Source organism: Pseudomonas sp. EA_105y_Pfl2_R69, assembly GCF_963970915.1.
Lineage (GTDB): Bacteria > Pseudomonadota > Gammaproteobacteria > Pseudomonadales > Pseudomonadaceae > Aquipseudomonas.
In genome coordinates this window covers 515,041-540,180 of the sequence record NZ_CAXAOO010000002.1, presented here as the reverse complement: position 1 = coordinate 540,180, position 25,140 = coordinate 515,041, and the positions used below count along the sequence as shown (strand labels likewise).

General features: G+C 65.8%; 24 protein-coding genes and 2 pseudogenes. 9 read left to right on the top strand and 17 right to left on the bottom strand.

Annotated elements, in window-relative coordinates; translation table 11 throughout:
* Positions 1–3: 3 nt before the first annotated feature.
* The 3 genes from AACY13_RS08380 to AACY13_RS08370 all read right to left on the bottom strand — a co-directional run bounded on the left by AACY13_RS08380 (position 4) and on the right by AACY13_RS08370 (position 1,974).
* On the bottom strand, positions 4–954 hold the full coding sequence (locus AACY13_RS08380; RefSeq protein ID WP_339460694.1) for a L,D-transpeptidase family protein: 951 nt from the start codon (positions 952–954) through the stop codon (positions 4–6).
* Between the two features lie 80 nt (positions 955–1,034).
* Entirely contained in the window at positions 1,035–1,310 is a 276-nt protein-coding gene (locus tag AACY13_RS08375; RefSeq protein WP_339460693.1) for a hypothetical protein, read from the bottom strand.
* Positions 1,311–1,368: 58 nt separating this feature from the next.
* Complete coding sequence (locus AACY13_RS08370; RefSeq protein ID WP_339460692.1) at positions 1,369–1,974, bottom strand: arylesterase; 606 nt, start codon at positions 1,972–1,974, stop codon at positions 1,369–1,371.
* Positions 1,975–1,984: 10 nt separating this feature from the next.
* On the opposite strand from AACY13_RS08370, the gene AACY13_RS08365 reads away from it, so the two are divergent.
* From AACY13_RS08365 to greB, 3 genes are read left to right on the top strand one after another with little or no spacing between them, the layout of a single operon-like run.
* The gene (locus AACY13_RS08365; protein WP_339460690.1) at positions 1,985–2,668 is read left to right on the top strand and encodes an ABC transporter ATP-binding protein; all 684 of its coding nucleotides are present in this window, start codon (positions 1,985–1,987) and stop codon (positions 2,666–2,668) included.
* Positions 2,668–5,172, top strand: coding sequence for an ABC transporter permease (locus tag AACY13_RS08360; RefSeq protein ID WP_339460689.1), 2,505 nt, complete (start codon positions 2,668–2,670; stop codon positions 5,170–5,172). The genes AACY13_RS08365 and AACY13_RS08360 overlap by 1 nt, the downstream gene beginning before the upstream one ends.
* A 36-nt stretch (positions 5,173–5,208) precedes the next feature.
* Complete coding sequence (gene greB, locus AACY13_RS08355; RefSeq protein WP_339460687.1) at positions 5,209–5,706, top strand: transcription elongation factor GreB; 498 nt, start codon at positions 5,209–5,211, stop codon at positions 5,704–5,706.
* A 1-nt stretch (position 5,707) separates the two neighbouring features.
* Here greB and AACY13_RS08350 read toward each other — a convergent pair whose 3' ends face one another.
* Positions 5,708–6,016, bottom strand: a complete 309-nt coding sequence (locus tag AACY13_RS08350) for a class I SAM-dependent methyltransferase (RefSeq protein WP_339460686.1) — start codon at positions 6,014–6,016, stop codon at positions 5,708–5,710.
* Positions 6,017–6,267: 251 nt separating this feature from the next.
* On the opposite strand from AACY13_RS08350, the gene thpR reads away from it, so the two are divergent.
* From thpR to AACY13_RS08335, 3 genes are all read left to right on the top strand, one after another.
* The gene (gene thpR / locus AACY13_RS08345) at positions 6,268–6,813 is read left to right on the top strand and encodes an RNA 2',3'-cyclic phosphodiesterase (protein WP_339460684.1); all 546 of its coding nucleotides are present in this window, start codon (positions 6,268–6,270) and stop codon (positions 6,811–6,813) included.
* 200 nt (positions 6,814–7,013) lie between these two features.
* Positions 7,014–7,958 (top strand): triacylglycerol lipase, encoded by a 945-nt coding sequence (locus tag AACY13_RS08340; RefSeq protein WP_339460683.1) that lies wholly within the window; start codon positions 7,014–7,016, stop codon positions 7,956–7,958.
* 59 nt (positions 7,959–8,017) lie between these two features.
* Positions 8,018–9,052: a lipase secretion chaperone gene (locus AACY13_RS08335; RefSeq protein WP_339460681.1), complete on the top strand. Its 1,035-nt coding sequence runs from the start codon at positions 8,018–8,020 to the stop codon at positions 9,050–9,052.
* Between the two features lie 254 nt (positions 9,053–9,306).
* Here the strand turns inward: AACY13_RS08335 and AACY13_RS08330 are convergent, their stop codons facing one another.
* On the bottom strand, positions 9,307–9,741 hold the full coding sequence (locus AACY13_RS08330; RefSeq protein ID WP_339460680.1) for a DoxX family protein: 435 nt from the start codon (positions 9,739–9,741) through the stop codon (positions 9,307–9,309).
* Between the two features lie 128 nt (positions 9,742–9,869).
* Positions 9,870–11,255 carry a transglycosylase SLT domain-containing protein gene (locus tag AACY13_RS08325; RefSeq protein ID WP_339460678.1) on the bottom strand — a complete coding sequence of 462 codons (1,386 nt, stop codon included), beginning with the start codon at positions 11,253–11,255 and terminating at the stop codon, positions 9,870–9,872.
* A 247-nt stretch (positions 11,256–11,502) separates the two neighbouring features.
* On the opposite strand from AACY13_RS08325, the gene AACY13_RS08320 reads away from it, so the two are divergent.
* From AACY13_RS08320 to AACY13_RS22665, 3 genes and pseudogenes are all read left to right on the top strand, one after another.
* Positions 11,503–12,327 carry a TatD family hydrolase gene (locus AACY13_RS08320; protein ID WP_339460677.1) on the top strand — a complete coding sequence of 275 codons (825 nt, stop codon included), beginning with the start codon at positions 11,503–11,505 and terminating at the stop codon, positions 12,325–12,327.
* Positions 12,328–12,358: 31 nt separating this feature from the next.
* Positions 12,359–13,048 (top strand): annotated as a pseudogene (locus AACY13_RS22670) (HAMP domain-containing protein); the annotation flags it as partial.
* On the top strand, positions 13,034–13,918 hold the full coding sequence (locus AACY13_RS22665; RefSeq protein WP_445262556.1) for a methyl-accepting chemotaxis protein: 885 nt from the start codon (positions 13,034–13,036) through the stop codon (positions 13,916–13,918). The pseudogene AACY13_RS22670 and the gene AACY13_RS22665, both read left to right, overlap by 15 nt.
* A gap of 84 nt (positions 13,919–14,002) precedes the next feature.
* On the opposite strand, the gene AACY13_RS08310 is transcribed toward AACY13_RS22665, so the two are convergent.
* From AACY13_RS08310 to selD, 11 genes and pseudogenes are all read right to left on the bottom strand, one after another.
* Positions 14,003–14,800 carry an acyl-CoA thioesterase gene (locus AACY13_RS08310; RefSeq protein ID WP_339460675.1) on the bottom strand — a complete coding sequence of 266 codons (798 nt, stop codon included), beginning with the start codon at positions 14,798–14,800 and terminating at the stop codon, positions 14,003–14,005.
* Between the two features lie 106 nt (positions 14,801–14,906).
* A complete protein-coding gene (locus tag AACY13_RS08305) occupies positions 14,907–15,680 on the bottom strand; it encodes a CHAD domain-containing protein (protein ID WP_339460673.1) in 774 nt (257 codons plus the stop codon).
* Positions 15,681–15,748: 68 nt separating this feature from the next.
* Positions 15,749–17,743, bottom strand: coding sequence for a transglutaminase family protein (locus tag AACY13_RS08300; RefSeq protein WP_339460672.1), 1,995 nt, complete (start codon positions 17,741–17,743; stop codon positions 15,749–15,751).
* Positions 17,740–18,693: a DUF58 domain-containing protein gene (locus tag AACY13_RS08295; protein ID WP_339460671.1), complete on the bottom strand. Its 954-nt coding sequence runs from the start codon at positions 18,691–18,693 to the stop codon at positions 17,740–17,742. Before AACY13_RS08295 ends, AACY13_RS08300 begins: the two co-directional genes overlap by 4 nt.
* Entirely contained in the window at positions 18,690–19,607 is a 918-nt protein-coding gene (locus AACY13_RS08290; protein WP_325509518.1) for an AAA family ATPase, read from the bottom strand. Before AACY13_RS08290 ends, AACY13_RS08295 begins: the two co-directional genes overlap by 4 nt.
* A 188-nt stretch (positions 19,608–19,795) precedes the next feature.
* Entirely contained in the window at positions 19,796–20,509 is a 714-nt protein-coding gene (locus tag AACY13_RS22660; protein ID WP_445262555.1) for a methyl-accepting chemotaxis protein, read from the bottom strand.
* A gap of 141 nt (positions 20,510–20,650) precedes the next feature.
* Positions 20,651–21,067, bottom strand: a pseudogene (locus AACY13_RS22655) (HAMP domain-containing protein); the annotation flags it as partial.
* A gap of 883 nt (positions 21,068–21,950) precedes the next feature.
* Positions 21,951–22,559: a flavin reductase family protein gene (locus tag AACY13_RS08280; RefSeq protein ID WP_339460668.1), complete on the bottom strand. Its 609-nt coding sequence runs from the start codon at positions 22,557–22,559 to the stop codon at positions 21,951–21,953.
* On the bottom strand, positions 22,559–22,837 hold the full coding sequence (locus AACY13_RS08275) for a hypothetical protein (protein WP_339460667.1): 279 nt from the start codon (positions 22,835–22,837) through the stop codon (positions 22,559–22,561). The genes AACY13_RS08280 and AACY13_RS08275 overlap by 1 nt, the downstream gene beginning before the upstream one ends.
* 75 nt (positions 22,838–22,912) lie before the next feature.
* A complete protein-coding gene (mnmH, locus tag AACY13_RS08270; RefSeq protein ID WP_339460666.1) occupies positions 22,913–24,013 on the bottom strand; it encodes a tRNA 2-selenouridine(34) synthase MnmH in 1,101 nt (366 codons plus the stop codon).
* Positions 24,013–25,047 carry a selenide, water dikinase SelD gene (selD, locus tag AACY13_RS08265; RefSeq protein WP_339460665.1) on the bottom strand — a complete coding sequence of 345 codons (1,035 nt, stop codon included), beginning with the start codon at positions 25,045–25,047 and terminating at the stop codon, positions 24,013–24,015. Before selD ends, mnmH begins: the two co-directional genes overlap by 1 nt.
* Positions 25,048–25,140 lie beyond the last annotated feature (93 nt).

Genomic DNA, 25,140 nt, shown 5'->3' with positions numbered 1-25,140 from the left:
CAATCAGAGGCTGGTGGCACTGACCAAGGCCTGACCGGGCTGGGCTATTTCAACCGGCAAGCCATCTTCGGCCGCCACCACTTCACGCAGCATTTCCCAGTCCAGACGCAAGTCGGCGAACGCTTCGTTCTGCAGCAGTGCATTGATAACGGCCGTGTGTTTATCCACGATCGAAGCATCGCCGATATCGCTAAGCGGCGCATGGGCTTCGAGGTAGACCTTGTCGCCGCTGCGGCCGAACTTGTATGGCTCATTGATGATGCGCACCGAAGTACCGACGGACACCATGCTGGCCAGCTTCAAGACGTTATGGTTAAGCATGCGGAAGCAACCATGGCTAACGCGCATGCCAATACCGAACTTCTTGTTCGAACCGTGGATCAAGTAACCCGGCACCGAAAGACCTATCTTGTAGGGTCCCAGCGGGTTGTCTGGACCCGGCGGCACATGACTGGGCAACGGGTCGCCCTCGGCGGCATGTTCTTCACGGATCGACTTGGGCGGGTACCAGCTCGGGTTGGGTGTTTTCGCGGTGATGCGGGCATTGGCGACAGGCGAACTCCAGCCCTCGCGGCCGATCCCCAGCGGATAGGTGTACACCACATCGCGATCTTTCGGGTAGTAATAGAGGCGATACTCGGCCAGGTTGATCACGATGCCCTCGCGCGGCCCGGGCGGCAGAATAAAGCGCGTGGGCAGAATCACTTCGGTGCCCTCGCCAGGTAGCCAGGGGTCGACCCCGGGGTTGGCCACCACCATTTCCAGATAGCCCAGATCGTTGGCCGAACCCAGGTCGGCAAAGGTGTCTTCGTATTTGGCCTGGATCACCTGCACCTGGCCGACGATATCATCGCCGGGCGGCGGCAGAGGCAGCTCAAGGGCGGTGGCAGCCCCTGCCACGAACAACGCGGAGAGGGACAGGCAACGGCTGACGGTAAAAGCACGCGACAACATCCGGAAATCCTTGACAAGAATGGCTGACAGTTTTGCTTGGAGATTGTACACCCAGGCCGCACGCCACGGGAGGCCGGCCCTCAAGGCAGCGGCAGGCGCTCGCCGCGACGCTGCGCGTCCAGGGTTGTCCGACAGGCCGGGCACAGACGCTTGTCGCGCAGCATGGTCCGGTCCAGGTCGCGCCACACCGGCTGAGCGGGCAGCAGACCACCGCACAGGGTGCGGTCGGCCGAGCCCCCCAGTTCGAGCTGACGCGCGAGCAAATGCACGCGTACTTCACGGCAGGCGAACAGGTCGAGCTGATCGCCAGGTTCGATCAGTTGATAGGCATGCAAGGACCAGGCAGGGCGCGGCATTGAGGGCTCCAGTGCGGGGCCGCCACATTAGCCGAAAGGCCGAGCGCAGAAAAGCCTGTCAGAGCAAAGGTTTCAGGGTTAGCCAGAGATTTTCCAGAAGCACCGGCTGAGCCTGGGCGGTGGGGTGAATGCCATCGTCCTGCATCATTTCCGGCACACCGCCAACCCCATCCAGGAAGAACGGCACCAGGGGGACCTGCTGCTCTTCCGCCAGGCGGCTGAATACCTCGGCAAAGGCCGTGGTGTAACGCACGCCGTAATTGGGCGGCAGCAGCATGCCCAGCAACAACACCCGGGCCCCGCTGTCGCGGGACGCTTCGACCATCGCGGCAAGATTCTGTTGCAATTGCGCAGGGGGCAGGCCGCGCAGCCCATCGTTGCCGCCCAGCTCGATAATCACCAGGTTTGGCTGATGCTCGGCAAGTAGCCGAGGCAGCCGTGCGGCACCGCCTGCGCTGGTGTCGCCACTGATCGAGGCATTCACCACCCGGTGCTCGAAGCCCTGCTCGGCGAGGCGTTTTTCCAGCAGGCTGACCCAACCCTGGCGGCTATCCAGGCCAAAAGCCGCGCTGATACTATCGCCCACCACCAGCACGGTATCTGCCAGGGCGGCCTGCCCCCATACCATCAGGCCGAAGGCAGCGCTGATCAACCATGCACGCATTGGATTCTCCATGAGCTCAAGTATTCTCACCGCGCGAAACCTTAGCAAAGTGGTTGCCAGCACGGAAGGCGAGTTAACCATACTCCACGACCTCTCGCTGACTCTGGATTCGGGTGACAGCCTGGCGATTGTCGGCAGCTCCGGCTCCGGCAAATCGACCCTGCTGGGCCTGCTCGCCGGCCTCGATCTGCCGAGCCAGGGCAGCGTGCAGCTGGCCGGCCACGACCTGGGGCAGCTCGACGAGGATCAACGCGCCCGGGTACGGGCCGAGCATGTGGGCTTCGTCTTCCAGTCCTTCCAGTTGCTCGACAGCCTCAATGCCCTGGAAAACGTCATGCTGCCGCTGGAGCTGGAAGGCCAGGCCGATGCCCGCCAGCGTGCCCGCGCCCTGCTCGACCGGGTCGGCCTGGGTCAGCGCCTGACCCACTACCCCCGCCAGCTCTCCGGCGGCGAACAGCAGCGCGTGGCCATCGCCCGGGCCTTTGCCGCCGAACCGGCGGTGCTGTTTGCCGACGAGCCCACCGGCAACCTCGACAGCCATACCGGCGAGCGGATCAGCGACCTGCTCTTCGAACTGAACAAGGAGCGCGGCGCGACCCTGGTTCTGGTCACCCATGACGAACGCCTGGCACACCGCTGCCGGCGTCTGATTCGCCTGGAAGGCGGCCATCTGGTCGACCACGTGGAACCCTGATGAAGCAGCTGCCCTTTACCCGTCTGCTGGCCCTGGCCAGTCGTCAGTTGCTGCGCGATGCCCGCGCCGGCGAGTTGCGCGTACTGTTCTTCGCCCTGTTGGTCGCCGTGGCGGCCAGCACCGCCATCGGCTACTTCAGCGCCCGTCTGAACGACGGCATGCTGCTGCGCGCCACCGAATTCCTCGCCGCCGACCTGCGCCTGACCGGCAGCTCGCCAGCGCCCCAGCAGCAGATCGACACAGGCAAGCAACTGGGGCTCGAGCATGCGCGGCTGGTCGAATTCTCCAGTGTGGTGGCCAGCGACGCCGGCATCCAGCTGGCCAGCGTCAAGGCCGCCGATAGCGCCTACCCCCTGCGCGGCGAGCTGAAGAGCGCCGCCGCCCTGTACGAAGCGGAACAGGCAGGCCCCGGCCCACAACCCGGCGAAGCCTGGGCGGAAGCGCGGCTGTTTGTCGCCCTCGACCTGCAACCCGGCGACGCGATCGACGTCGGCAGCAAAACGCTGCGCCTGACCCGGGTGCTGACCTTCCTCCCCGACGAGGCCGGCGACTTCTACAGCCTCACTCCCCATCTATTGATGCACCTCGACGACCTGGCCGCCACCGCCGTGGTGCAACCCGGCAGCCGGGTCCGCTACCAGGATCTCTGGCGCGGCACGGCCGAGGCACTGGCCGATTACCGCCAGGCCGTCAGCCCGACCCTGGAAGCCAGCCAGCGCCTGGAGGATGCCAAAGACGGCAATCGCCAGGTAGGCAACGCCCTGGGCCGCGCCGAACGCTACCTGAACCTGGCCAGCCTGGCCGCCGTGCTGCTGGCCGGGGTGGCCGTGGCGCTGTCGGCGGCGCGTTTCGCCGCCCGCCGTTTCGATGCCAGCGCCCTGTTGCGCTGCCTGGGCCTGTCGCGCAATCAGGCCCTGGGCCTGTTCAGCCTGCAACTGGCGCTGCTCGGCATCAGTGCCAGCCTGGCCGGTGCCCTGCTCGGCTGGCTGGCGCAACAGGCGTTGTTCAGCCTGCTGCACGATCTGCTGCCGGCGCAGATTCCTCCCGGCGGCCTCTGGCCCGCCGTCGCCGGCATGGCCACCGGCCTGGTGGCCTTGGCCGGTTTCGCCCTGCCGCCACTGGCCGCCCTGGGCCGCGTACCGCCACTGCGGGTGCTGCGTCGCGACCTGCTTCCGGTGCCGGCCAGTTCCTGGCTGGTCTACGGAGCCGCCCTCCTGGCCCTCGGTCTGATCATGTGGCGCTTGAGCCTGGACCTGCAGCTGACCCTGGCCCTGCTCGGTGGTGGCCTGATCACCGCGCTGCTGCTCGGCGGCCTGCTGCTGCTCGGCCTGCAAAGCCTGCGCCGCCTATTGGCCAGTGCCGCCCTGCCCTGGCGGCTGGGTCTGGGCCAACTGCTGCGCCACCCCCTGGCCGCGGCCGGGCAATCCCTGGCCTTCGGCCTGATCATCCTGGCCATGGCCCTGATCGCCCTGCTGCGCGGCGAACTCCTGGACACCTGGCAGGACCAGCTCCCGGCACAAGCCCCCAACCACTTCGCCCTGAATATCCTGCCGGCCGACCAGGAAGCCTTCGCCGCCCGTCTGAGCGAGCTTTCGCCCCATCCGGCACCGCTGTTCCCGGTTGTACCGGGGCGTCTGATCATGATCAACGGCGAGCCGGTACGGCAGATCGTCAGCAAGGACTCCCAGGGCGAGCGCGCCATTCGCCGCGACCTCAGCCTGACCTGGGCGGCCGATTTGCCGGCGGACAACCTGCTGGTCGCCGGCACCTGGTGGGACGGCGACAACGCCAGCGAACTGCCCGGGGTTTCGGTGGAGTCAAAATTGGCCGAAAGCCTCAGGCTCAAGCTCGGCGACCGTTTGCGTTTCAGCATCGGCGGCCTCGAGCGCGAGGCCCGGGTCAGCAGCCTGCGCGAGGTCGACTGGAACAACTTCCAGCCCAACTTCTATATGATTTTCCAACCCGGCACCCTGCAGGACCTGCCGGTAACCTACCTGACCAGCTTCTATCTGCCGCCACAGTTCGAGCGCCAGCTGGTCGAGCTGTCCCGCGCCTTTCCGGCAGTCACCCTACTGCAGGTCGAAGCCCTGCTGGCCCAGCTGCGCAGCATCCTCGCCCAGGTCACCCTGGCCATCGAGTTCGTCCTGCTGTTCGTCCTCGCCGCCGGCCTGGCCGTGCTGTTCGCCGGCTTGCAGGCCACCCTGGATGAACGTATCCGCCAGGGGGCGCTGCTGCGCGCCCTGGGGGCCGAACGCCGGCTGCTGATCAAGGCCAGACGCGCCGAGTTCGGCCTGCTCGGCGCGTCAAGCGGCCTGTTGGCTGCGTTCGGCTGCGAGCTGATCAGCTTTCTGCTCTATCGCTACGCCTTCGACCTGGTCTGGCAACCGCACCCCTGGCTGCTGCTGCTGCCGCTGATCGGGGCCCTGCTGGTGGGCACGGCCGGGGTGCTCGGCACCCGCCGCGCCTTGAATATCAGCCCGCTGACGGTGCTGCGCGAGGGCTGATAGACTCGCCTATCCTTCGCCAGCCAGTTCCGCACCATGAGCCGTTACCGTCCACCCCGTACCGCCGGCACGCCCTTGATCACCCCCGAGGGCGAGGCGCGTCTGCGCGCCGAGCTGCACGAACTCTGGCACGTACGCCGGCCGCAGGTCACCCAGTCGGTCAGCGAAGCGGCCGCCCAGGGCGACCGCTCGGAGAACGCCGAGTACACCTATGGCAAGAAGATGCTGCGCGAAATCGACAGCCGCGTGCGCTTTCTGACCAAGCGCCTGGAAAGCCTCAAGGTGGTCAGCGCCCGCCCCAGCGATCCCGACAAGGTCTACTTCAGCGCCTGGGTCACCCTGGAGGATGAAGCCGGCGAGGAGTCGCGCTACCGCATCGTCGGTCCGGACGAACTGGACCTCAAGCTCAACCTGATTAGCATCGACTCGCCCCTGGCCCGCGCCTTGGTCGGCAAACAGCTGGACGCCGAAGTGCGGGTACAGACCCCAACCGGCGAGAAGACCTGGTATATCGTCGCTATCGACTACCCCTGAGCTAACGTCGGGTAATCAGGCCTTGCCTGGCGACCCGCGTCAGCTGCCGCACGCTTTCCTCCAGCTGCTCGGCGCTGGGAGCTTGCAACACTGCCAGGTCGAAACTGTCGCGGGCAAAGCGCGCCAGCGACTCGCCGTCGTGCACGAAGTGAATCAGAAAGGTTCGCGGCCCGCCCCAGCGCCTGGGCCAGCCATCGAGGTAGCGCAGCAAGGTGGGCTGATGGCTACCGCCAAGGAGAATTTTCGGATTGCGCTGAAACGACCCTGAGGTGATCGGAGCCAGGCGTATTTGCGGTTGGGGGCTGTGCATCGTGGTGTCTCCGCCTCATTAATCCCGCTGGGCAGCGGTGAGAGGCGACACCGAACCAGCGCTTTAGCGGTATTTCGAAGTCTCCGTGGAGTGCTTCTCAGGGCCTCGCGTGCAGCAAGTAACCCGGCGCCCCGCAAGTAGCTGTTTAAATCGGCGCATGGGTCGGCATCTTAGGGGCTGTTGGCGTTTCAGCGCAAGCCAGGTTGCTGGGCAATACTGTCAGGACCACCCCCGTAACGCCGAGTCCGCCGATGCCGCACGAGAGCCTGCGCCTGTTCTTCGCCCTGGGCTGCCCACCGCAACAGGCAGCAGCCATTGCCGCCTGGCGCGCTGGCCTGAAGCTGCCCGGCCGAGCCGTCGCCGCGAGCAAGCTGCACCTGACCCTGGCCTTTCTCGGCCAGGTGCCGCTGCCGCGCGTGGCGGCCGCCCAAGCGCTTGCCGCGAACCTCAGCGCAGCGGCCTTCGAGCTGCGCCTGGATCGGCTCGGACGCTTCGCCAATGGCCTGCTCTACCTGGCCCCCAGCCAGCCGCCAGATGCCCTGCTGGAGCTGGCCGGCAGCCTGCAGGCGGGGCTACGCGAAGCCGGCTTCAACCTGCAGGACAGGCCCTTCCACGCCCACCTGAGCCTGATGCGGCGCTGCCCCGGACTCCCCCTTGACGTCACCCCATCCTTCGATTGGCCGGTCGACCATTTTGCCCTGTTTGCCTCCGAAGCCGAGGCTGGCGGCCGCCATTATCGCTGCCTGCAGCACTGGCCTTTGTGGCGAAACGACCGCAACGGCGGTGTCGCCACGTAACAGCCGGCGCAACGCACAGCGCCGCCGAATTGCCCGCCAGCCCCTGCAAAGGTCCATGGCAGAGCGCCGCCCAGGCGAGCAGCAGAAACTGGCATGGTTCCTGCGCTATCGCTTGCGCCGCAGTACTCGCCACCGGACGGGCGTGATGGCTGCAAGGAATGCCTGTTATCGCCTGACCCAATCCCCTTGCGAGAGCACCCATGAACAACAATAAGACCCTGCTCGCCCTTTGCCTCGGAGCCGGCCTGCTGGCCTCCGGTCAGACTCATGCCTTCTGGTTCGGCTCCTCCGGCTACACCCAGACCAAATATCCGGTCGTGCTGGCCCACGGCATGCTCGGTTTCGACAGCATTCTCGGCGTCGACTACTGGTATGGCATTCCCTCGGCGCTACGCCGCGACGGTGCCAGTGTCTATATCACCGAAGTCAGCCAGCTGGACACCTCGGAAGCCCGCGGCGAACAGCTGCTGGAGCAGGTCGAGGAGATCGTCGCCATCAGCGGCAAGGCCAAGGTCAACCTGATCGGCCACAGCCATGGCGGCCCGACCATTCGCTATGTCGCGGCGGTCAGCCCCGAGCTGGTGGCCTCGGCGACCAGCGTCGGTGCCCCGCATAAAGGCTCGGCCACCGCCGACTTTCTCCGCCAGGTGCCTCCGGGTTCGGTCGGCGAAACCCTGCTGGCCGGCATCGTCAACGGCCTCGGCGCGCTGATCAACTTCCTCTCCGGCAGCTCCAGCACTTCACCACAGAATGCCCTGGGCTCCCTGGAATCGCTGAACAGCGAGGGCGCGGCCGTGTTCAATGCCAAGTTCCCCCAAGGCATCCCGACCACAGCCTGCGGCGAAGGGAGCTACAAGGTCGGCGGCGTGCGCTACTACTCCTGGAGCGGCACCAGCCCGGTGACCAATATCCTCGACCCCAGCGACCTGATGCTCGGGGCCAGCGCCCTGACCTTCAATGGCGAAGAAAATGACGGCCTGGTAGGCCGCTGCAGTTCGCATATGGGCAAGGTGATCCGCGACAACTACCGGATGAACCACCTCGACGAGGTCAACCAGACCTTCGGCCTCACCAGCCTGTTCGAGACCGACCCGGTCACGGTCTACCGCCAACATGCCAACCGCCTGAAGAACGACGGCCTGTAACTTCTGCACCGGGGGCCCTAGGCCCCCTTTCCAGCCCCGCCCCTGGAGCCAAGAGCCCCGTGAAGAAACTTCTGCTGCTGGCGCTAACGCTATTCGCCGTTAGCCTCGCCCTGCTGCTCTACCTGCAACCCCACGAGCGCTTGACCGGCCCAACTCCGACGGCAAGCCCGGCCACGCCCGCGCAGGTAACGGCGCAACACCCCATACCTGCTGCCAACGCCCAGCCGAGCGCCCTGGCCGAACGGGTTCCGGCGCTACCAGCGTCCTTCGCCGGCACCCAGGTCGACGGGGTGTTTCGCCTCGACAACAATGGCAACCTGGTGATCAGTGAGGATATCCGGCGGATATTCGACTACTTTCTCGCCGCCGTTGGCGAAGAGCCGCTGCGCAGCAGCGTCGAACGCTTGCAGGCCTATATCGCCAGCCAGCTGCCGGCCCCCGCCCGCGACCAGGCGCTGATGCTGCTCGAGCACTACCTCGACTACAAGCGCCAGTTGGTTCTGCTCGAGCGCGACTTGCCGCAGATGGCCGATCTGTCGGCCCTGCGCCAGCGCGAGGCGGCGGTGCAGGCCTTACGCGCGCGGATCTTCGACAGCCAGACCCACCAGGCCTTCTTTGCTCGTGAGGAAGCCTATAACCAGTTCAGTCTGCAGCGCCTGGCGATTGTCCACGACAGCGGCCTCGACGATGCCGGCAAGGCCGCCGCGGTCGACCAGTTGCGCAATAGCCTGCCGGCCGAGATGCAGGACAGCGTACTGCCACAACTGCAGAACCAGCTGCGCCAGCAAACCGTCCAGTTACAGGCCGCCGGAGCCGGCCCCGGGCAGATCCGCCGGTTACGCCAGCAGCTGGTTGGGGCCGAGGCCACCGAGCGTCTCGAGGCCCTCGACCAGCAGCGCCTCGGCTGGAGTCAGCGTATCGAGCAGTACCGTCAGGCCAAAGCCGCCCTCCTGGCCAACCAGGGCCTGAGCACCAGCGACCGCAGCGCGGCAATTACCCAGCTGGCCGCAGACAACTTCGATGAACGTGAACGCCTGCGCCTGGATGCCGCCGAGCAACTGGCAGCCTCCAGAAGCAGCGCCAGCGCGCCCTGAAGCAACCGCCGTACTGCGCTGCGTTCAGACCTCGGTGCTTAAGTGTGAAGATGCCTGATTTCGTAGGGTGCGCCGTGCGCACCAGGACGAGCTGCAGACCCTTGGTGAACACACGGCGCACCACCCATAGCTGCCTCTGCAAGCAGTGCCACTCTTCCCCAAGCGCCCCATGCAACACGTAAGGGGGGGGGATGGCCAAAAAAATGCCGCTCACCTGGCTTAGGTGAGCGGCATTGGTGCAGATGCGGAGCTGGTTAACCGGCGATGCGCTTGTCCAGGGACAACTTGCCCGCGCCTTCGAGCATGACCGCCAGGCTGATCGCCAGCAGGGCCAGGGCAAATTCGTAACCGTTGTTGCTCATAAAGAAGCCATTGGCCAGGTGCACGGTGAAGATCGCCACCAACATGGTTACCGCCAATACCGCCGCAGCAGGTCGCGCGAGCAAGCCGACGATCAGCGCCAGGCCGCCGAAGAACTCGGCACTGCCGGCCATCAGGGCCATCAGGTAACCCGGAGCCAGGCCGATGCTTTCCATCCACTGGCCCACGCCTTCCAGGCCGTAGCCACCAAACCAGCCGAACAGCTTCTGCGCGCCGTGAGCGGCGAAGGTCAGGCCGGCAACAATGCGCAAAACGGTCAGGCCGTAGCCTGCTTGGGTGTTTACCAGGGATTTGATCAGGGCGTTCATGTGCGGCGGTCCTTGTGTGGGGGGGAAGTAATGAAGGAGAGATTAACCCAATTAACGAATAATAAAATCCGATTAAATCGCTAAAACACATCAAATTAATGGATTAATCTGTCATCTGGCCTGCCCCATCAGGGCTCCAGCAGATAGCGCTCTCGCTCATAAGCAAGGTAGTACTTGTTTACGCTATTCACATAACTGACCACCCCCATACCCAGCTGCTCCATGGCCACCCGCTCGACCTGAAAGAACCACTGATTGGGATTCAGGCCGCGCCGCCTGGCCTCGGCGCGCAGGCTCTGTACCCGTTGCGGGCCCAGGTTGTAGCCGGCCAGGACAAATGCCATGCGCTCGCGCTCGTTGAGCTGGGGGCTGTTGAAGAAATTGCGGCGAATCGAGGCCAGGTACTTGCTGGCGGCCTGCACATTGTTCTCCAGTACCCCGATATTGCCGACCCCGACACTGCGGGCTGCCGCCGGGGTGATCTGCATCAGCCCGGTGGCACCACCGGCACCCCGCGCCGCCGGGTTGAGCGTCGACTCCTTGAACGCCAGCGCGGCCAGCGTCAGCCAGTCGAAATCATGCTGCGCGGCATAGCGCTGCAACACCGGCCGGACTTTTTCCAGACGCTGACGCTCTAGACGTCCCAGGGGGTACTGCACCCGGTACAGGCGGCGATAGACCCGTTGAAAGGCTGCGTCCTGGTCCGACGGGTCGTGGTAGCCCTTGAGAAAGGCATCGAGGCTGGCCCCCAGCATGCTGGCCTCGCGGCGCAGGTACCAACGCATGTCGCCATCGCTGGCCAGCACCAATTGGCTGTCCAGGCGCAGCTTGGGCATCACCTTGGCCCAACGCTGGGCAATCGGCAGTTCCACCGCGGTCATGCTGAAGATCCCCGCCTGGACCATTTCCAGCACATCCTCGACGGCCAGGCTGGGGTCGACCCACTCCACCGCCACCGGCGAGCGCTGGCTGGCGATCAGGCGCTGGTTGAGCTTGCGTATCGCCTCGCCCGCCACACTGCCGGCGGGTAAGGCCAGACTCCGCCCGGACATCTGTTCCAGGCTCTGATAACGCCGGTCGCCCTGACGCGCCACGATGATCAGCGGCACCTTGCTGCGCAACGCAACGCTGGCCCTGAGGCTGCCACCCGGGGGCTTGTTGAGCAGCTCGCCCGGAGCGACCAGGTCGCCTTCGCCACGCTGCAGCGCCCCTAGCAGCTGATCCTTGGCCCGGGGGATCAGCTTGAGGCGCAGTGCCTTGCCATCCGCGGCATTGCGATTGAGGTACTGCTCGAAGGCGCGCAGGCGCTGGTACTCGACGCCGATGCTCTGGCCCCTGACCGCCCCGGAACTGTTGCGGCTCTGGTTGACCAACACCCTCAGCTCGCCACTGCTGCGAATGCTCGCCAGGTCCCGTACCGCGCTGGCCGGTGCGCTCTGCAGCGGGCCGGCCACGCGCGCCACCGCGGCCCAGGGCAGCAGCAACAGACAGAGCATAAGCACGGCTCGGGACATCGAGGCTCCAGGGCAAGGTCAGCCTGCCGGTAAGGGCAGCAGATCGATAAAACGATCACTAAGAGTGCGGTGGTATTGGCAGGTTCCCGACGCGCGCGGGGCGCGGAGGTTGGCACAGACACCCTGCCGATGCCAGCCCATGCTGGCACAAAGGATTAACTAGTTAGCTTAACTAATTGTAATTTATGACTTTATTTTCTAATAAAAAGCTCTGCTATGCTGCTCGATCAAATCAACAGGTAGCACCATGCAACTCATCGACATCGGCGTCAATCTGACCCACCCCAGCTTTGCCGAGCAACGCGAAGCCCTGCTCGCCCGTGCCTACGCCGCGGGCGTCAGCCAGATGCTGGTCACCGGTACCAGCCTGGCGGAAAGCCAGCAGGCCCTGGAACTCTGCCTGCAGCTCGATAGCGAGGGCCAGCAGCTGTTCAGCACCGCCGGCGTCCACCCCCACGATGCCAGCAGCTGGAACCACGACAGCCACAGCCAGCTCAAGGCCTTGCTGAGCGAGCCACGGGTACGCGCGGTGGGCGAATGCGGTCTGGATTTCAATCGCGACTTCTCGCCCCGGCCGCAGCAGGAACATGCCCTCGAGCAGCAACTGGCCCTGGCCGCCGAGCTGCAGCTTCCGGTATTTCTCCACGAACGCGATGCCGATGAACGCCTGCTGGCGATTCTGCGCGATTACCGCGACCACCTGCCGGCCGCCGTGGTGCACTGCTTTACCGGGGAGAAACGGGCGCTGTTCAACTACCTCGACCTGGACCTGCATATCGGCATCACCGGCTGGATCTGCGACGAACGACGCGGCACCCACCTGCATGCGCTGGTCGGGGAGATCCCCGCGGGCCGCCTGATGCTGGAAAGCGACTCGCCCTTCCTGCTGCCGCGCAGCCTGCGGCCCAAGCCGAAGAGCGGACGCAACGAGCCGGCCCTGCTCCTTGAGGTATTGCGCGAGGTGGCCCTGCATCGCGGCGAGAGCCAGGCCGAGCTGGCGGCGCACACCAGTGCCAGTGCCCGGGCCTTTTTCGACCTGCCGCTGCTGGCGAGCCCTAAAGTCCTGGCCTGAAGCGTCGCTATAGCGAGTGACGGTCCCCTTGATGGAGATCAACGGGGGCGCAACGGCCCGCACCGATAATGCGGCACTTTGCCATCCCCCACTCTCGCCACCGACAGAAGAAAACACCATGGGCAACTGGGTTAGCGATCTCTCCCTCAAATACAAATTCTGGGCCGTCAACGCGGTGGCCTTTCTCACCACCCTGCTGCTGGTGCTCTATGCCGTACACCTGGAACAGCAGGTGCACGCCGAACAGGCCAGGCAGGCGGCTCAGCAGCAGGCCCGACTTCTCAGCCAATGGCCCGTGGCGCAGGCGCTGCCCAAGGCCGCCAACCTGCTGGGCTTTACCCAGGACACGCCACCCCGGCTGGCCAATAACCAGGGCGCACTGCTGAGCCGGGCCCGCGGCTGGGTCGAGCTCGAGGCAGACGCCAGCACCGACCTGATCGGTGCCGAGGTGATCGAGCGCGCGGACGGCCAGCGTCTCGCCGTCCTGGCCCATGCCCCGAGCCTGGTGCAGCTGCTGTTCGAGCGTGCCCCCGGCTACGCCCTGGTGGTCGCCCTGCTGATGCTGATTCTGCTGGGCGCATCGCAGTTGCTGATCCGCTTTCTGCTGAGCCACCTCAACACCCTCAAGGACGTGATGTTGCAGGTGGAACGCAGTGGCGACCTGAGCGCCCGCGTGCCCCTCGAAAGCCGCGACGAAGTCGGCCAGATGGCCAGTGCCTTCAATGCCATGCAGGCCGGCTATCAGCGGATTGTCGGCATCGTCGCGCAGTCTGCCGCGAGTCTGGATGAAGGCTCCGAGCGCCTCGCCGTGAGCATGCGCGAAGTGCGCCAGGGCATGCTCGCGCAGCAGAGCGAAACCGAGCAGGCGGCCACCGCGATCAATGAAATGTCGGCCACCGTGCACCATATCGCGCAACACACCGCCGACACCCGCGACCAGTCGAAAACCGCCGAGCAGCTGGCCCGCAGCGGTCAGCAGGTGGTCAACAAGGTCGCCCTGTCGATCGCCGGTCTGTCCAGCGGCGTGCAGCAGACCGCGCAGATGATCGAGCAGCTGGCCGCCGACAGTCAGAAGATCAGCGGCGTGGTCAGCGAGATCCACGGCATCGCCGAGCAGACCAACCTGCTCGCCCTGAACGCCGCCATCGAAGCCGCCCGGGCTGGGGAAATGGGCCGCGGCTTCGCCGTGGTGGCCGACGAGGTGCGCAACCTGGCCAAGCGTGTGCAGGACTCCACCGACGAAATCACCCAGATGATCAACACCCTGCAGAGCGGCACCCGCGATGCCGTGGAGTTTATGCAGGACAGCTCGATCAAGGCCGACGAGTGCGTCAAGCAGGCCGATGAAGCCGGTCAGGCCCTGACCGCCATCACCGGTTCGGTGGCGCACATGCGCGAGAGCAATACCCAGATTGCCGTGGCCGCCGAACAGCAGAGCCAGGTCGCCGAGGAAATGAACCGCGCGGTGATCCGCATCCGCGACGTCACCGAGCTGACCGTGGGCCAGACCAGCCAGTCCGCCGCCACCAGCAGCGAACTGGCAGGCCTGGCGGGGGAGCTTAACAAGGCGATCCGTCAGCTCAGGCTCTAAACCCGTGCGCGCCCGCCTATTAAGAAGGCGTGGTGCGCACGGCGCACCCTACATAAGTCCTTCGCCAGGGCGGCTTAACCGACCTTAACCAAAGACCGCCACGGTCTGCCGGCTGATCGCCAGCAACTCCCCCTCGGCGGTCCACAGCGCCGCCGACACATGGCCGTAGCCGTCGCGGGCATGTTCGATCTGCGCCCGGTACAGGCACCAGTCGAGGGTGGTCAGGTCGGCCACCGGCTGCACAAACTCGATGGTCCAGGTCAGCGAACTGCCCGGTGCCGGCGCACTCAGGTGCGGCAATACGGCCGGCGGCCAAGCATCCACCAGCGCCAGCAGATGGGCCTCGCTGACCGCCTGCGCCTCGGTCTCGTCGCGCAGACGCACCCAGCCCCCCATTTCCCGCGAACGGTTATTGGTAAACGGCATGCCGCCAAAGGCCCAGCGCATCGCCAGAAAACGGGTGAACTCCGGGGTGACATTGGCGATATAGGGCAGCTCCTGGCAGTCCTCCACAGCACGGGCCTGAGGGGCCGGTTCGGCCGCCACCTGGATGCGCGAATCGCGACCGCTGCCGAAACTGCCCTGGATCAGGGTCACCACCTGGCCATTCTGCACCGCACGGCCCAGCACCTGGCTGACCGCCTTGCCTTCACGCAGCACCTCGACCTCGAAGCTCACCGGCACATCCGGCTCGGCCGGGCCGACAAAGGTAATCGCCAGCGAACGCGGCGGCCGCGTGGCCTCAACCCGAGCGCGCATGGCTTCATAGACCAGGGCCGCCATCAGCCCACCAAAACTGGCCCGGCCCTGGCCCCAGGTCGCAGGGATCACCACGGCTTGCGGGCACTGACGCACCGCCTGGAGTAACTCGGAAAAAACCATAACCACCTCGGCATCGAATACCCGGGTGATCTTAGGGCAAAGGCGGCTATGGATGACACGACATTTCGGTCAAACCAGACGAAGGTTTAACGACTTTTCAGCCAGATCAGTCGTGGTTACGCGCAAACTCGCTTGCCAATGCCTGCAGGGCCAGATCGGCTTGCTGCTCGCCACGTTGCAGCGCCGCGCGCCAGGCGGGCACGCACGGCTGCAAATCCGCCTCGGTTTCGGCGCGCAGCAGCCACTGCCAATGGTCGTGCCAATCGCCTAGCGCCGACTGCGCCTGCTTGAGCTGCTGGCGAGCGCGCCCGGGCAACTCGGCCAGCTGCGGATAGGCCTCGGCCGCATAGCGCAGGCGCTTGACCAGCAAGCGCAGGCGATGACGGTCATGGGCAGGATCAAGCAGGGCCTGCGCCAGACGTTGGCGATCCTTGCGCAAGCGCTTGCGGATCAGCTTGTGCAGGCCGCGCAGTTGCCCGCTGCTGGCAGCCTCGCGCCACTCCTGTGGCCAGTCATCCAGGGCGCGCAGCAGCTGTGCCAGCGGCGCACTGGCCAGCAGCTCGGCATAGCCCTGCTCCAGTGCTGGCTGACGCGACTGCGCGGCGCGATCGAGCCCTTGCAGCCGCAGATAAGCCTGCAGCACTTCGAGGTCGCGTAGCGGGCCGCTCAGGCGGCCCAGCTGCGCCGCGCACTGCTGCAGATCCGTACAGGCTTCAAGCGCACAAAGCGGGCGCAGCAGACTGCGCAGCTGGCGCAAGGCGATGCGCAGATCATGCAGCGCCTCGTCATCGGTTACCGCCACCAGCCGTTCACGGCAGGCAAACAACCTGACCTGTATGCGCAATACGTGCTGCTGTACCTCGTCGACCATGCCTGGCATTGCATCACTCCGGTGAAATCGCCCCCAGTCTATGCCCTCGTCGGCCGCCCACAAGTGGCCAATGGTCGCTAGGGTTGCGCGCGCGTCAAGCGCCAGGGCAAGGCGCGGCGCAGGGTTTTCAGGTGGCCACGCAGCTGCGTCAGCGAATGCGCCTGCCCGGCATAGCGCTGCGCCTCGAAGGCCGCGGCGAACGCGCGTATGGCCTGGGCCTGAGCGGGCAAGGCCTGAGCGGCGCGCTCGGCATACGCGCGCGGCCCCTCCCCCGGCTGGCGGCTTAGTCCGTGGCGCGCCAGCAGGCGCTCGAAACGGCGGAACAAGCGCCGTTGCACATCGCGCTCACGCTGCCAGGGCTTGAACAGCCAGAGCGACAGCAGGCCGAGCAGCAGCGCACCGCCACCGACCAGGCTCAGCGCCAGGTGCTGCCCATCGATACGGCCCAGCCAGCGCTGCAGAAAGGCCAGTTGCTGGGCGCTCTGGTAGCCCAGCACCCAGCGCTGCCAGCCGTAATTGAGGTTGTCCCAGCCCATGCGCAACTGGTTCAGCCAGCTCAACTGGCGATAGCGCAGCGGCGACAGCGGCGAGCCCTCGAGAAAACTCTGCTCGCCGGCCAGGGCCTCTTCCAGGCCCATCTCGATACGCTCGGGGGCCACCTGGAAGGTTGGATCGACACTGATCCAGCCGCGCCCCGCCTGCCAGTATTCGACCCAGGCATGGGCGTCGAACTGGCGCACCTGCACATAGTTGCCCGCCGGGTTGAACTCGCCGCCCTGATAACCGGCCACCACCCGCGCCGGAATCCCCGCGGCGCGCAAGACGAAGGTCATGGCCCCGGCGTAATGGGCGCAGAAGCCGCTACGGGTGTCGAACAGGAAGTCGTCGATATTGTTCTGCCCCAGCGGCGGTGGCCGCAGGGTGTAGTGAAACGGCTCGCGGTTGAAGTGCTCGAGCAGGGCCTGAACCAGCTGCTCGGGTTGGGCATGCTGGCGCTTGAGTTCGGCCGCCCAGGCGCGGCTACGCGGCTCGCCCTGCGCCGGCAGCTGCAGGGTGCGCCGCAGGCCGCCGGCGACCTGTTCGGGCTCACGCAACGCCTCAGGCCAGGAGTTCACCTGATAGATCAGCGAACGCTCCACCGGCAAACGCCGCTGCAGGCGAAAATCGCTCATCTGCCGGGTCTGTTCCAGGCTGGTTTCGGCCACGTCCAAGGCAAACAGCCAACGCTGCGCGCTGGGTTGCATGACGACGCTGTAGCGCAGGGCCTCGCCGCGCGGGCTCCAGGCTGGCGCGGCAGCCTGCTGAGTGAAATTCGACTGTGACCAGCGCCGACCGTCGAAATGCTCCAGGGTCAGGGCGCGCCAATAGAGCTCGCTGCGCGCAGGCGTCGGGCCGCTGAAACTGGCGCGAAAGGCCAGCTCCGGCGAACGGCTCAACTCGGCGATATCGGCCGGGGTCATGCTGTCGGCCAGGCCGCTGACGCTCTTGTCGCTGGGCATCGGCAATGTCCACAGCGGGCCCAGACGCGGAAAGAACACAAACAGCAGCAGCATCAGCGGCAGCGCCTGCAGCAGCAAACTGCCGGCCAAGCGCAGGGTCGGCCAGGGCTGGGTGGCCAGGCTGCTCTGCTGCAGGCCGATCATCGCGGCCAGCAAGGCGGTGACCGGCAGCAGGCTGAACAGCGCCATCGGCATGCTGTCGTCGAACAGGTAGGCGGTGACCACGGTAAAGAAGCCGAGGAAGATCAGCACCAGAGCATCGCGCCGCGTGCGCATCTCCACCAGTTTGAGCACAAAGGCGGCGACCAGCAGCACCACCCCAGCATCCAGGCCAATCAGGCTGCCGCGCGACAGCAGCACCCCCAGCACCGCCGCCAGCATCAGGCCGGCCTTGGCCCAGGCATTGGGATAGCCGGCGCGCATGCGGAATATCTGGATGCGCCAGCCGGCGCAGCCCAGCCACAGGGCGACGATCCATATCGGCAGGTGACCCAGATGGGGAAGGATGACCAGGACCTGGGCCACCAGCAGCCAGGTCAGGCTGATGCGCGGAATGCCGCCAACCCGACTCATACCGACTGACCGAACAGCGCCAGGGCGCGCAGGCAGTCTTCGCGGTGCTGCTCGCCGCTATCAACGCCCAGCATGCAACCCGGCAAGCTCAGGGCAAAGGGCTGCTGACGCGCGGACAACTGCAGCACCCAGTGACAGAGCAGCGACAGCCGCGCTTCGACATCGCCACTCAGGGCGGCGAAATCCAGCAACGGGTCGCGGCCGCTGAGCGAGGCGAAGTCCTTGACCAGCAAACCCTGACCACGGGAATAGGCCTTCCAGTGCAGGCGGCGTTTGGAGTCGCCGGGCTGGTAAGTCTTCAGGCCCTGGTAGTCGTCCACCCCCTGGCCATGGGCGCGATTGCCCTCCTCCTGATCCTCGCTGGCTCCGGCCGCCAGCGGCAGATCGCCCTCGATGGGACGCGGGTAGACCAAGAGCGCCAGGTCCAGATCGACCCAGCTCCAGGCCAGCAGAATCCCCAACGGAAAACGGCTCTCCACCCGCAGCCGGCCCGGGCGCAGCCAGCCGCGACGCAGCGCCGGCAGGCTCAGCTGGCATTCGCTGAGGCCCAGGGCGGCGACATCCTGGGTCTGCAGCTCGGCCGGCAGCCAGCCCAGGCTGACCGCCTGGTGGGCCCGCGCGCTGCTCTCCAGGCGCACGCGGAAGCTGGCATGCTCGCCGACAAATACCGCCGGCGCGCTGCCGGCCTTGAGGATCAGCCCAGCGAGATTGCGGTAGGTGTGCAGAATAGCGACGACGAATACCGAGGCGAGCAGAAAGGTCAGGCCATAGGCCAGGCTGTTCTGGTAATTGATCGCGGCCAACAACATCAACACCAGCGCCAGGATAAAAGCGCCGCCGACCAGGCTGGGGATGATAAAGATGCGCCGCTGGTTCAGGCGCACGCTGGCGGCCGCCGGGATGCGCCGGGCCAGCCAGCGTTGCCAGTAGGGTTGCAGCCGACCGCTCAAAGCGCCGGCACCTCACGCAGCAGCCACTGCACCAGGCTGCCACCGCCATGGCCGGCGGGATCGGCACGCTCGCGCAAGCGGTGACCAACCACCGAGGGCAGCACCGCCTGGACATCCTCGGGGATCACATAGTCGCGTCCGGCGAGGAAGGCCCAGGCCCGCGCCGCCGCCAGCAGGGCCAGGCTGGCCCGCGGCGACAGGCCCCAGGCGAACTGCGGCTGGCTGCGGGTGGCCTCGACCAGACGCAGCACATAGTCGACCAGGGCATCGCTGGCACGCACCTTGGGCACTTCGGCCTGGATCAGGGCCAGTTCGCGGTGATCGAGAATCGGCTCCAGACGCGGCAACAGCGAGCGCCGCGAATCGCCCAGCAGCAGCGCCTTCTCCGCCGCCTTGCCCGGGTAGCCCAGGGATAGGCGCATGAGAAAGCGGTCCAGCTGCGACTCGGGCAAGGCGAAGGTGCCACCCTGGCTCACCGGGTTCTGCGTGGCGATCACGAAAAACGGTTCGGGCAACGGCCGGGTCGCACCCTCGATTGTCACCTGGCCCTCCTCCATGGCCTCCAGCAAGGCGCTCTGGCTTTTCGGTGTGGCCCGGTTGATCTCGTCGGCCAGCACCAGTTCGGCGAAGATCGGCCCAGGATGAAAGACGAACTGCCCGGTGTCCTTGTCGAACACCGAGGTGCCGAGAATGTCCCCGGGCAGCAGGTCGGAGGTGAACTGGATACGCTGAAAACTCAAGCCCAGCACCCGTGCCAGGGCCTGACTGAGGGTCGTCTTGCCCATGCCGGGCAGGTCCTCGATCAGCAGATGCCCCTCGGCCAACAGACAGGTCAGGGCCAGCCGCACCTGCGCCTCCTTGCCCAGCAACACTTGATTGACCGCCTGCAGCACTGCTTCCAATTGGGTGCGCATCTATCACTCCTTCCAGTCCGAGTGCGGATGCTACTGCGCCGCGCGGCCACGGCATAGCCGCTGGAAACCTTTGCTGACGAACTTGTGAACCCTGTATTGACCCGGGCCGCCGTCCCTACCGCCCTGCTAGCGCAGGCTAAGCCCTAGGCAACTCTGTAGCTCGCCCGCGCCGAAACCGTACGGTGGTTTTACAAGCGAAAGCGCCCTGCCATGCCCTGCAGCTCGCGCCCCAGCTCCGCCAATTGAATGCTGGAGCTGGCGGACTCGTCCATGGCCAGCGCGGACTGGTCGGCGATATCGCGAATCGAGGTGACGCTGCGGCTGATTTCCTCCGCCACCGCGCTCTGCTGTTCGGCCGCGGCGGCAATCTGCTGGTTCATCTCGAAGATCTGGCTGACCGCTGCGGCGATTTGCGCCAGCGCGCCTTCGGTTTGGTTGGCATCCTCCACGGCCTGCGCCACCAGCACGCCGCTCTGGCGCATGTCGTCCACGGAACGCCGGGTGCCCTCACGCAGGGTGGCGATCAGGCCTTCGATCTCCGTCGTGGACTGCTGGGTGCGCCGGGCCAGCGCGCGCACCTCATCGGCCACCACGGCAAAGCCGCGGCCCTGCTCGCCCGCCCGCGCCGCCTCGATGGCCGCATTGAGCGCAAGCAGGTTGGTCTGTTCGGCCACGCTCTTGATCACATCCAGCACCGAGTCGATGCGCTGGGTGTCCTGGCTAAGGCGTTCGATGCTCTCGGTAGTGATCTGCATGGCGTTGGCCAGCTGATTGATCCGCGCCAGGGTCTGCTGCACCACGGCCACGCCGCTGTTGACCCGGCGATCCGCCTGCTCGGTGGAGGACGCCGCGGCCTCGGCGTTACGCGCCACTTCATGCACGGTGGCGGTCATTTCACTCATGGCGGTGGCGACCTGATCGGTTTCCGCCTTCTGCCCGTTGACGCCCAGGCGCGTCTGCTCGGTGCTGGCCGACAGCGACTGGGCAGACGCGGAAATCTGCATCACCCCGTCCTGCAAGCGCCCGACCATCTCGCGCAGGTTATTGGACATGCCCTGCATGGCGGCCTGCAACTGGCCGATCTCGTCGCCACGCTGCACCTCGATACGCGCGCCGAGGTCGCCATCGGCAATCCGCCGCGCCTGCTCAATCACCTGTTTCAGTGGCCGCACGATCAGCAGGGTGATGGTCAGCGTCGCCAACAGGCCGATCAGCAGGGCCAGCGCCGTGGCCAGCACGATCAGCCAGGTGCTGGCCTGCAACTGCCCGTGCAGGCTGGCCTTCTGCCGCCCATAGGCCTGGTCGACCAGCGCCAGGATGCGCTCGGCCTGCTGCACCAGGTTCTGGTATTCGCGTTTTTGCTGCTGCAGCAGCCCGGTGTATTCGCTGAGCCGCTCATTGAAGGAATTGACGTTGCCGATCACCTCGGCCAGCACCGCTGCATAACCGGGGGAGTCCATGGTGTCGCGCAGCTCGCCGGCCAGGGCCTGGGCGTCGGCGGCTTCCTGAATAGTGGTCGGGGTCGCCTCGCCACTGCTGCGGCTCTGTTCCAGCAGCACGCGGGCCTGGTCCAGAGCGCGCAGCAACAGCTGGTGCACCTGGCTGATCTGTCCGGCCTGCTGCACCAGCTCGGCCCCTTCCTGACCCTGGCTGCTCTTGAGCAGGTCGACGCCGTCTTCGGCCAGGCCCTCCTTGAGCAGATCTAGGCTGTTGGACGCACTGAGCACCAGCCAGGTGGCGGTTTCCAGCGACAGGTGCATATTGTCGCTCTGCTCGACATAGCGATCGAAGGCCGCGCGATACGCCGTGATGGCGGCGCTCACCTGATCCAGCCCCGCCCGCTCGGCCGCCGGCAACTGGGCCTGCAGCGCGGCGCTGGCCTCGAGAATCTGTTGTACCTGTTCGTGCAGGCGGGTGGCGTGCTGTTTATCGCCGCTCAGGGCGAAGTCCTGCTCGCTGCGGCGGATCTGCATCACCTGGCTATTGATCGCGCTCATGCGCTCGAGCAGCGCCGAACGCGCACTGACATCGCGCAACGCAAGAAACCCGGTGGCCGCAACCAGCGCGGTCAGGGTCAGAACAATGCCGAAACCCAACGCCAGCTTGCTCGCAGTACTTAAACTGGCGACCCGCCGCTGCACAACAGTCCACATAGCTCCCCCTGCCCGAACGAGCACAAGGCAGCCCTGCGCTGCCTGCATTCCAGAGGGCAACATAGGAGTACAGCCGTGCTGGCGACAAGCCAGCAGACAGGTGCCTGGTGCTAACAGCTAAGCGGAGGTCGCTTTTGCGCAGATTGCGAGGGTAAGCAGGTATGGCCGCCGACGGCCACGCCCATAAGGCTCAACCGGGACGCGACATCTCGAAGGTATCGCGGGTGCGGCTATAGGCCGTGCCGCCTAGCCGCCCGACCAGATCGAGCTTGCCGGCATCGATACGCCCCTGCTCGGTGAGCACCCGCTCATCGATATGCGCCAGCAGCACCTCGGCAAACAGCAGGTGGCAGTTGGGCGCGGCCGCTGGGTAAGGCATGGCCTCGGCCAGCCGGCACTCGAAGGTCACCGCCGCCGCTGCCACCCGCGGCGGCTTGACCCGTACCGACGGCAGGCTGGCGATGCCGCAGTGCTCGAACTCGCTGATGCCATGAGGCAATACCGCGGCGCTGGCATTCATCGCCTCGGCCTGCTCGAAAGACACCAGTTGGATCACCAGCTCACCCGTGGCCTGGGCGTTGCGCAGGGTGTCCTTGAGGCTGCCATCGGCGCGATGGTTGACGTTGACCAGCAGGGTCGCCGGGTCGTCGCTGATCACCTGAAAGAAGCTGAACGGGGCCAGGTTGCTGATCCCATCGAGCGACAGGCTGGAGACCCAGGCGATCGGCCGCGGGGTAATGGTCGAGGCCAGCCAGCGGTAGCGCTCAAGCGGTGCCAGGGTGCTGAAATCCAGTTGCATCAGCGACCCGCTCGCGACTCACGGATATAGAAACGCGCCCGCTCGGACTTGGCCGTACAGCCCTTGTAGCCTTCGAACTGCTGCTGGGTCTTGGCCGCCGTCAGCAGCGACAGGGCCTTGGAATAACTCACGGTGCCGGCAAAGCCTTCGGCCTTGGCGATATCCAGCTCGTGCCAGGCGGCGTCCAGCTGCGTGGCGCAACTGTTGCGGTAGGCAGTCTTGCCCGCACAACCGCTGAGCACCAGGACCAACAGGGGTAACACTGTCCACACCTTCATTACCTGACTCCTAGAATGAAAAAACTCGGCTTAGCCGTCTGCTATGACGCCGATTTTGGGCAAAAGTGCCCGGTTCTAGCGGGTGCCACGCTGTTGCAGGAACTCCACCACTGCGGCCTGCTCGCCGACGAACTCGATGCGTCCGGCCTTGTTCTCGCGCTGATACACATACATGGGATCGTAGTACTCCACCAGCAGCGCTTCGATCCAGCCGCGATGGGTATCCAACCCGGTACCGGCAGCCTGCTCCAGCAGGGCCTGGTCCATGATCGCCGCCAGCCGCTGGTAGCGTTCGCCGCCCAGGCGCTTGAGAATATTGCTCAGGCTCTGTTGCAAACGCTCGGCGTAGGCCTTGAAGCCCTCTTCCTCGCCCAGCAGGGCGATAAATTCGGCGCTCAGATCAACCACATAATCTTTGAGAATGCGTTCCGTACGCCCTTCCAGGCTGTCTTCCAGCCAGACTAGGGGAAAGGCCTGCATGCCCTGATACAGGTCCAGCGGCAGCGAGCACCTGCCAATGATCCGCCCCTCGTCTTCCAGCACGAACTGCTCGAGACCGCTGGCGCGCTTTTTCAGGATATCCACGGCCAGGGCGTTCTCGAAGTCGATCTGTGCCGGCTGGCCGGTGGCGCGTTTGCCGAAGCTGGAACCGCGGTGGTTGGCATGGCCTTCCAGATCCAGGCTATTGGCCAACTGGGCGATCACCTCGGTCTTGCCGGTGCCGGTCATGCCGCCGACCAGGACGAAATCGCACTGCGCCACCGCCTGCTCGGTGGTGTCCAGGAGAAAGCTGCGCATCGCCTTGTAGCCGCCGATCACCCGCGGATACTCGATGCCCGCCTCCTCCTTGAGCCATTGCTGGACGATCTGCGAGCGCAGGCCGCCGCGAAAGCAATACAGATAACCCTCGGGATTGGCCCTGGCAAACGCGGCCCAGGCCTCAATGCGTGCGGCCTTGAGCGGGCCGGACACCAGTTGATGGCCTAGCTCGATGGCCGCCTGCTGGCCTTGCTGTTTGTAGCAGGTGCCGACCCGCTGCCGTTCGGCGTCATCCATCAGCGGCAGGTTGATCACCCCGGGGAACGCGCCCTTGGCAAACTCCACCGGCGCGCGGGCATCCATCATCGGCGTGGCATTGAGAAACAGGCTGCGGTAGTCGCTGCTGTTGTCGCGCATCAGAGCACCTCGACCGCGTATTGCTGTCGTTCGAGCAACTGACCGATAGGTGCGAGGGACAAGCCCAGCTCCGCGGCCACGGCGAGGAACTCGGCCTCGCCTTCCGGGGTGACCGCCACCAGCAGGCCACCGCTGGTCTGCGGATCGCACAGCAGCTGCTTGTGCTGCTCGCCGAGCGCCGCGATCTTCTCGCCGTAGCTGTCGAAATTGCGCTGGGTGCCACCGGGCACGCAGCCCTGCTCCAGGTAATAGTCGACGCCAGGCAGGCGCGGCACCCGAGTGAACTCGATGCGCGCGCTCAGGCCGCTGCCATCGGCCATCTCCACCAGGTGGCCGAGCAGGCCGAAGCCGGTGACGTCGGTCATGGCCATGACCCCCGCCAGCTTGCCGAAGCGCGAGCCGGGCTTGTTCAGGGTGCACATCCAGTCCCGCGCCAGGCCGACATCCTCGGGGCGCAACTTGCTCTGCTTCTCGGCGGTGGTGAGGATGCCGATACCCAGGGGCTTGGTCAGGTACAGCCGGCAACCGGCGGTCGCGGTGTCGTTGCGCTTCATATGGCGCTTGTTCACCAGCCCGGTGACGGCCAGGCCGAAGATCGGCTCCGGGGCATCGATGGAATGGCCGCCGGCCAGGGCAATGCCGGCCTCGTCACAGATCGAGCGGCCACCGCGGATCACTTCGCGAGCCACTTTCGGGGCCAGTAGGTTGACCGGCCAGCCGAGGATGGCGATGGCCATCAGCGGGTCGCCGCCCATGGCGTAGATATCGCTGATCGCGTTGGTGGCGGCGATACGGCCGAAATCGTAGGGATCGTCGACGATCGGCATAAAGAAATCGGTGGTCGATACCACCCCGCGCTCCTCGTCTATGCCATACACCGCGGCATCGTCGCGCGAGGCATTGCCCACCCAGAGTTTGGGGTCGAGGTTCTGCGCGCCACTGCCGGCCAGGATCACCTCCAGCACCTTGGGGGAAATCTTGCAGCCACAGCCAGCACCGTGGCTGTACTGGGTCAAACGTATGGGCTTGCTCATTGCACGCTCGTATCCGGGGTGACAGGCCGGCGATTCTAGCAAATCGTGCCTTGGCGGCGGGCACTGCTGCGCGTATGTTCGAACGATTGAGGT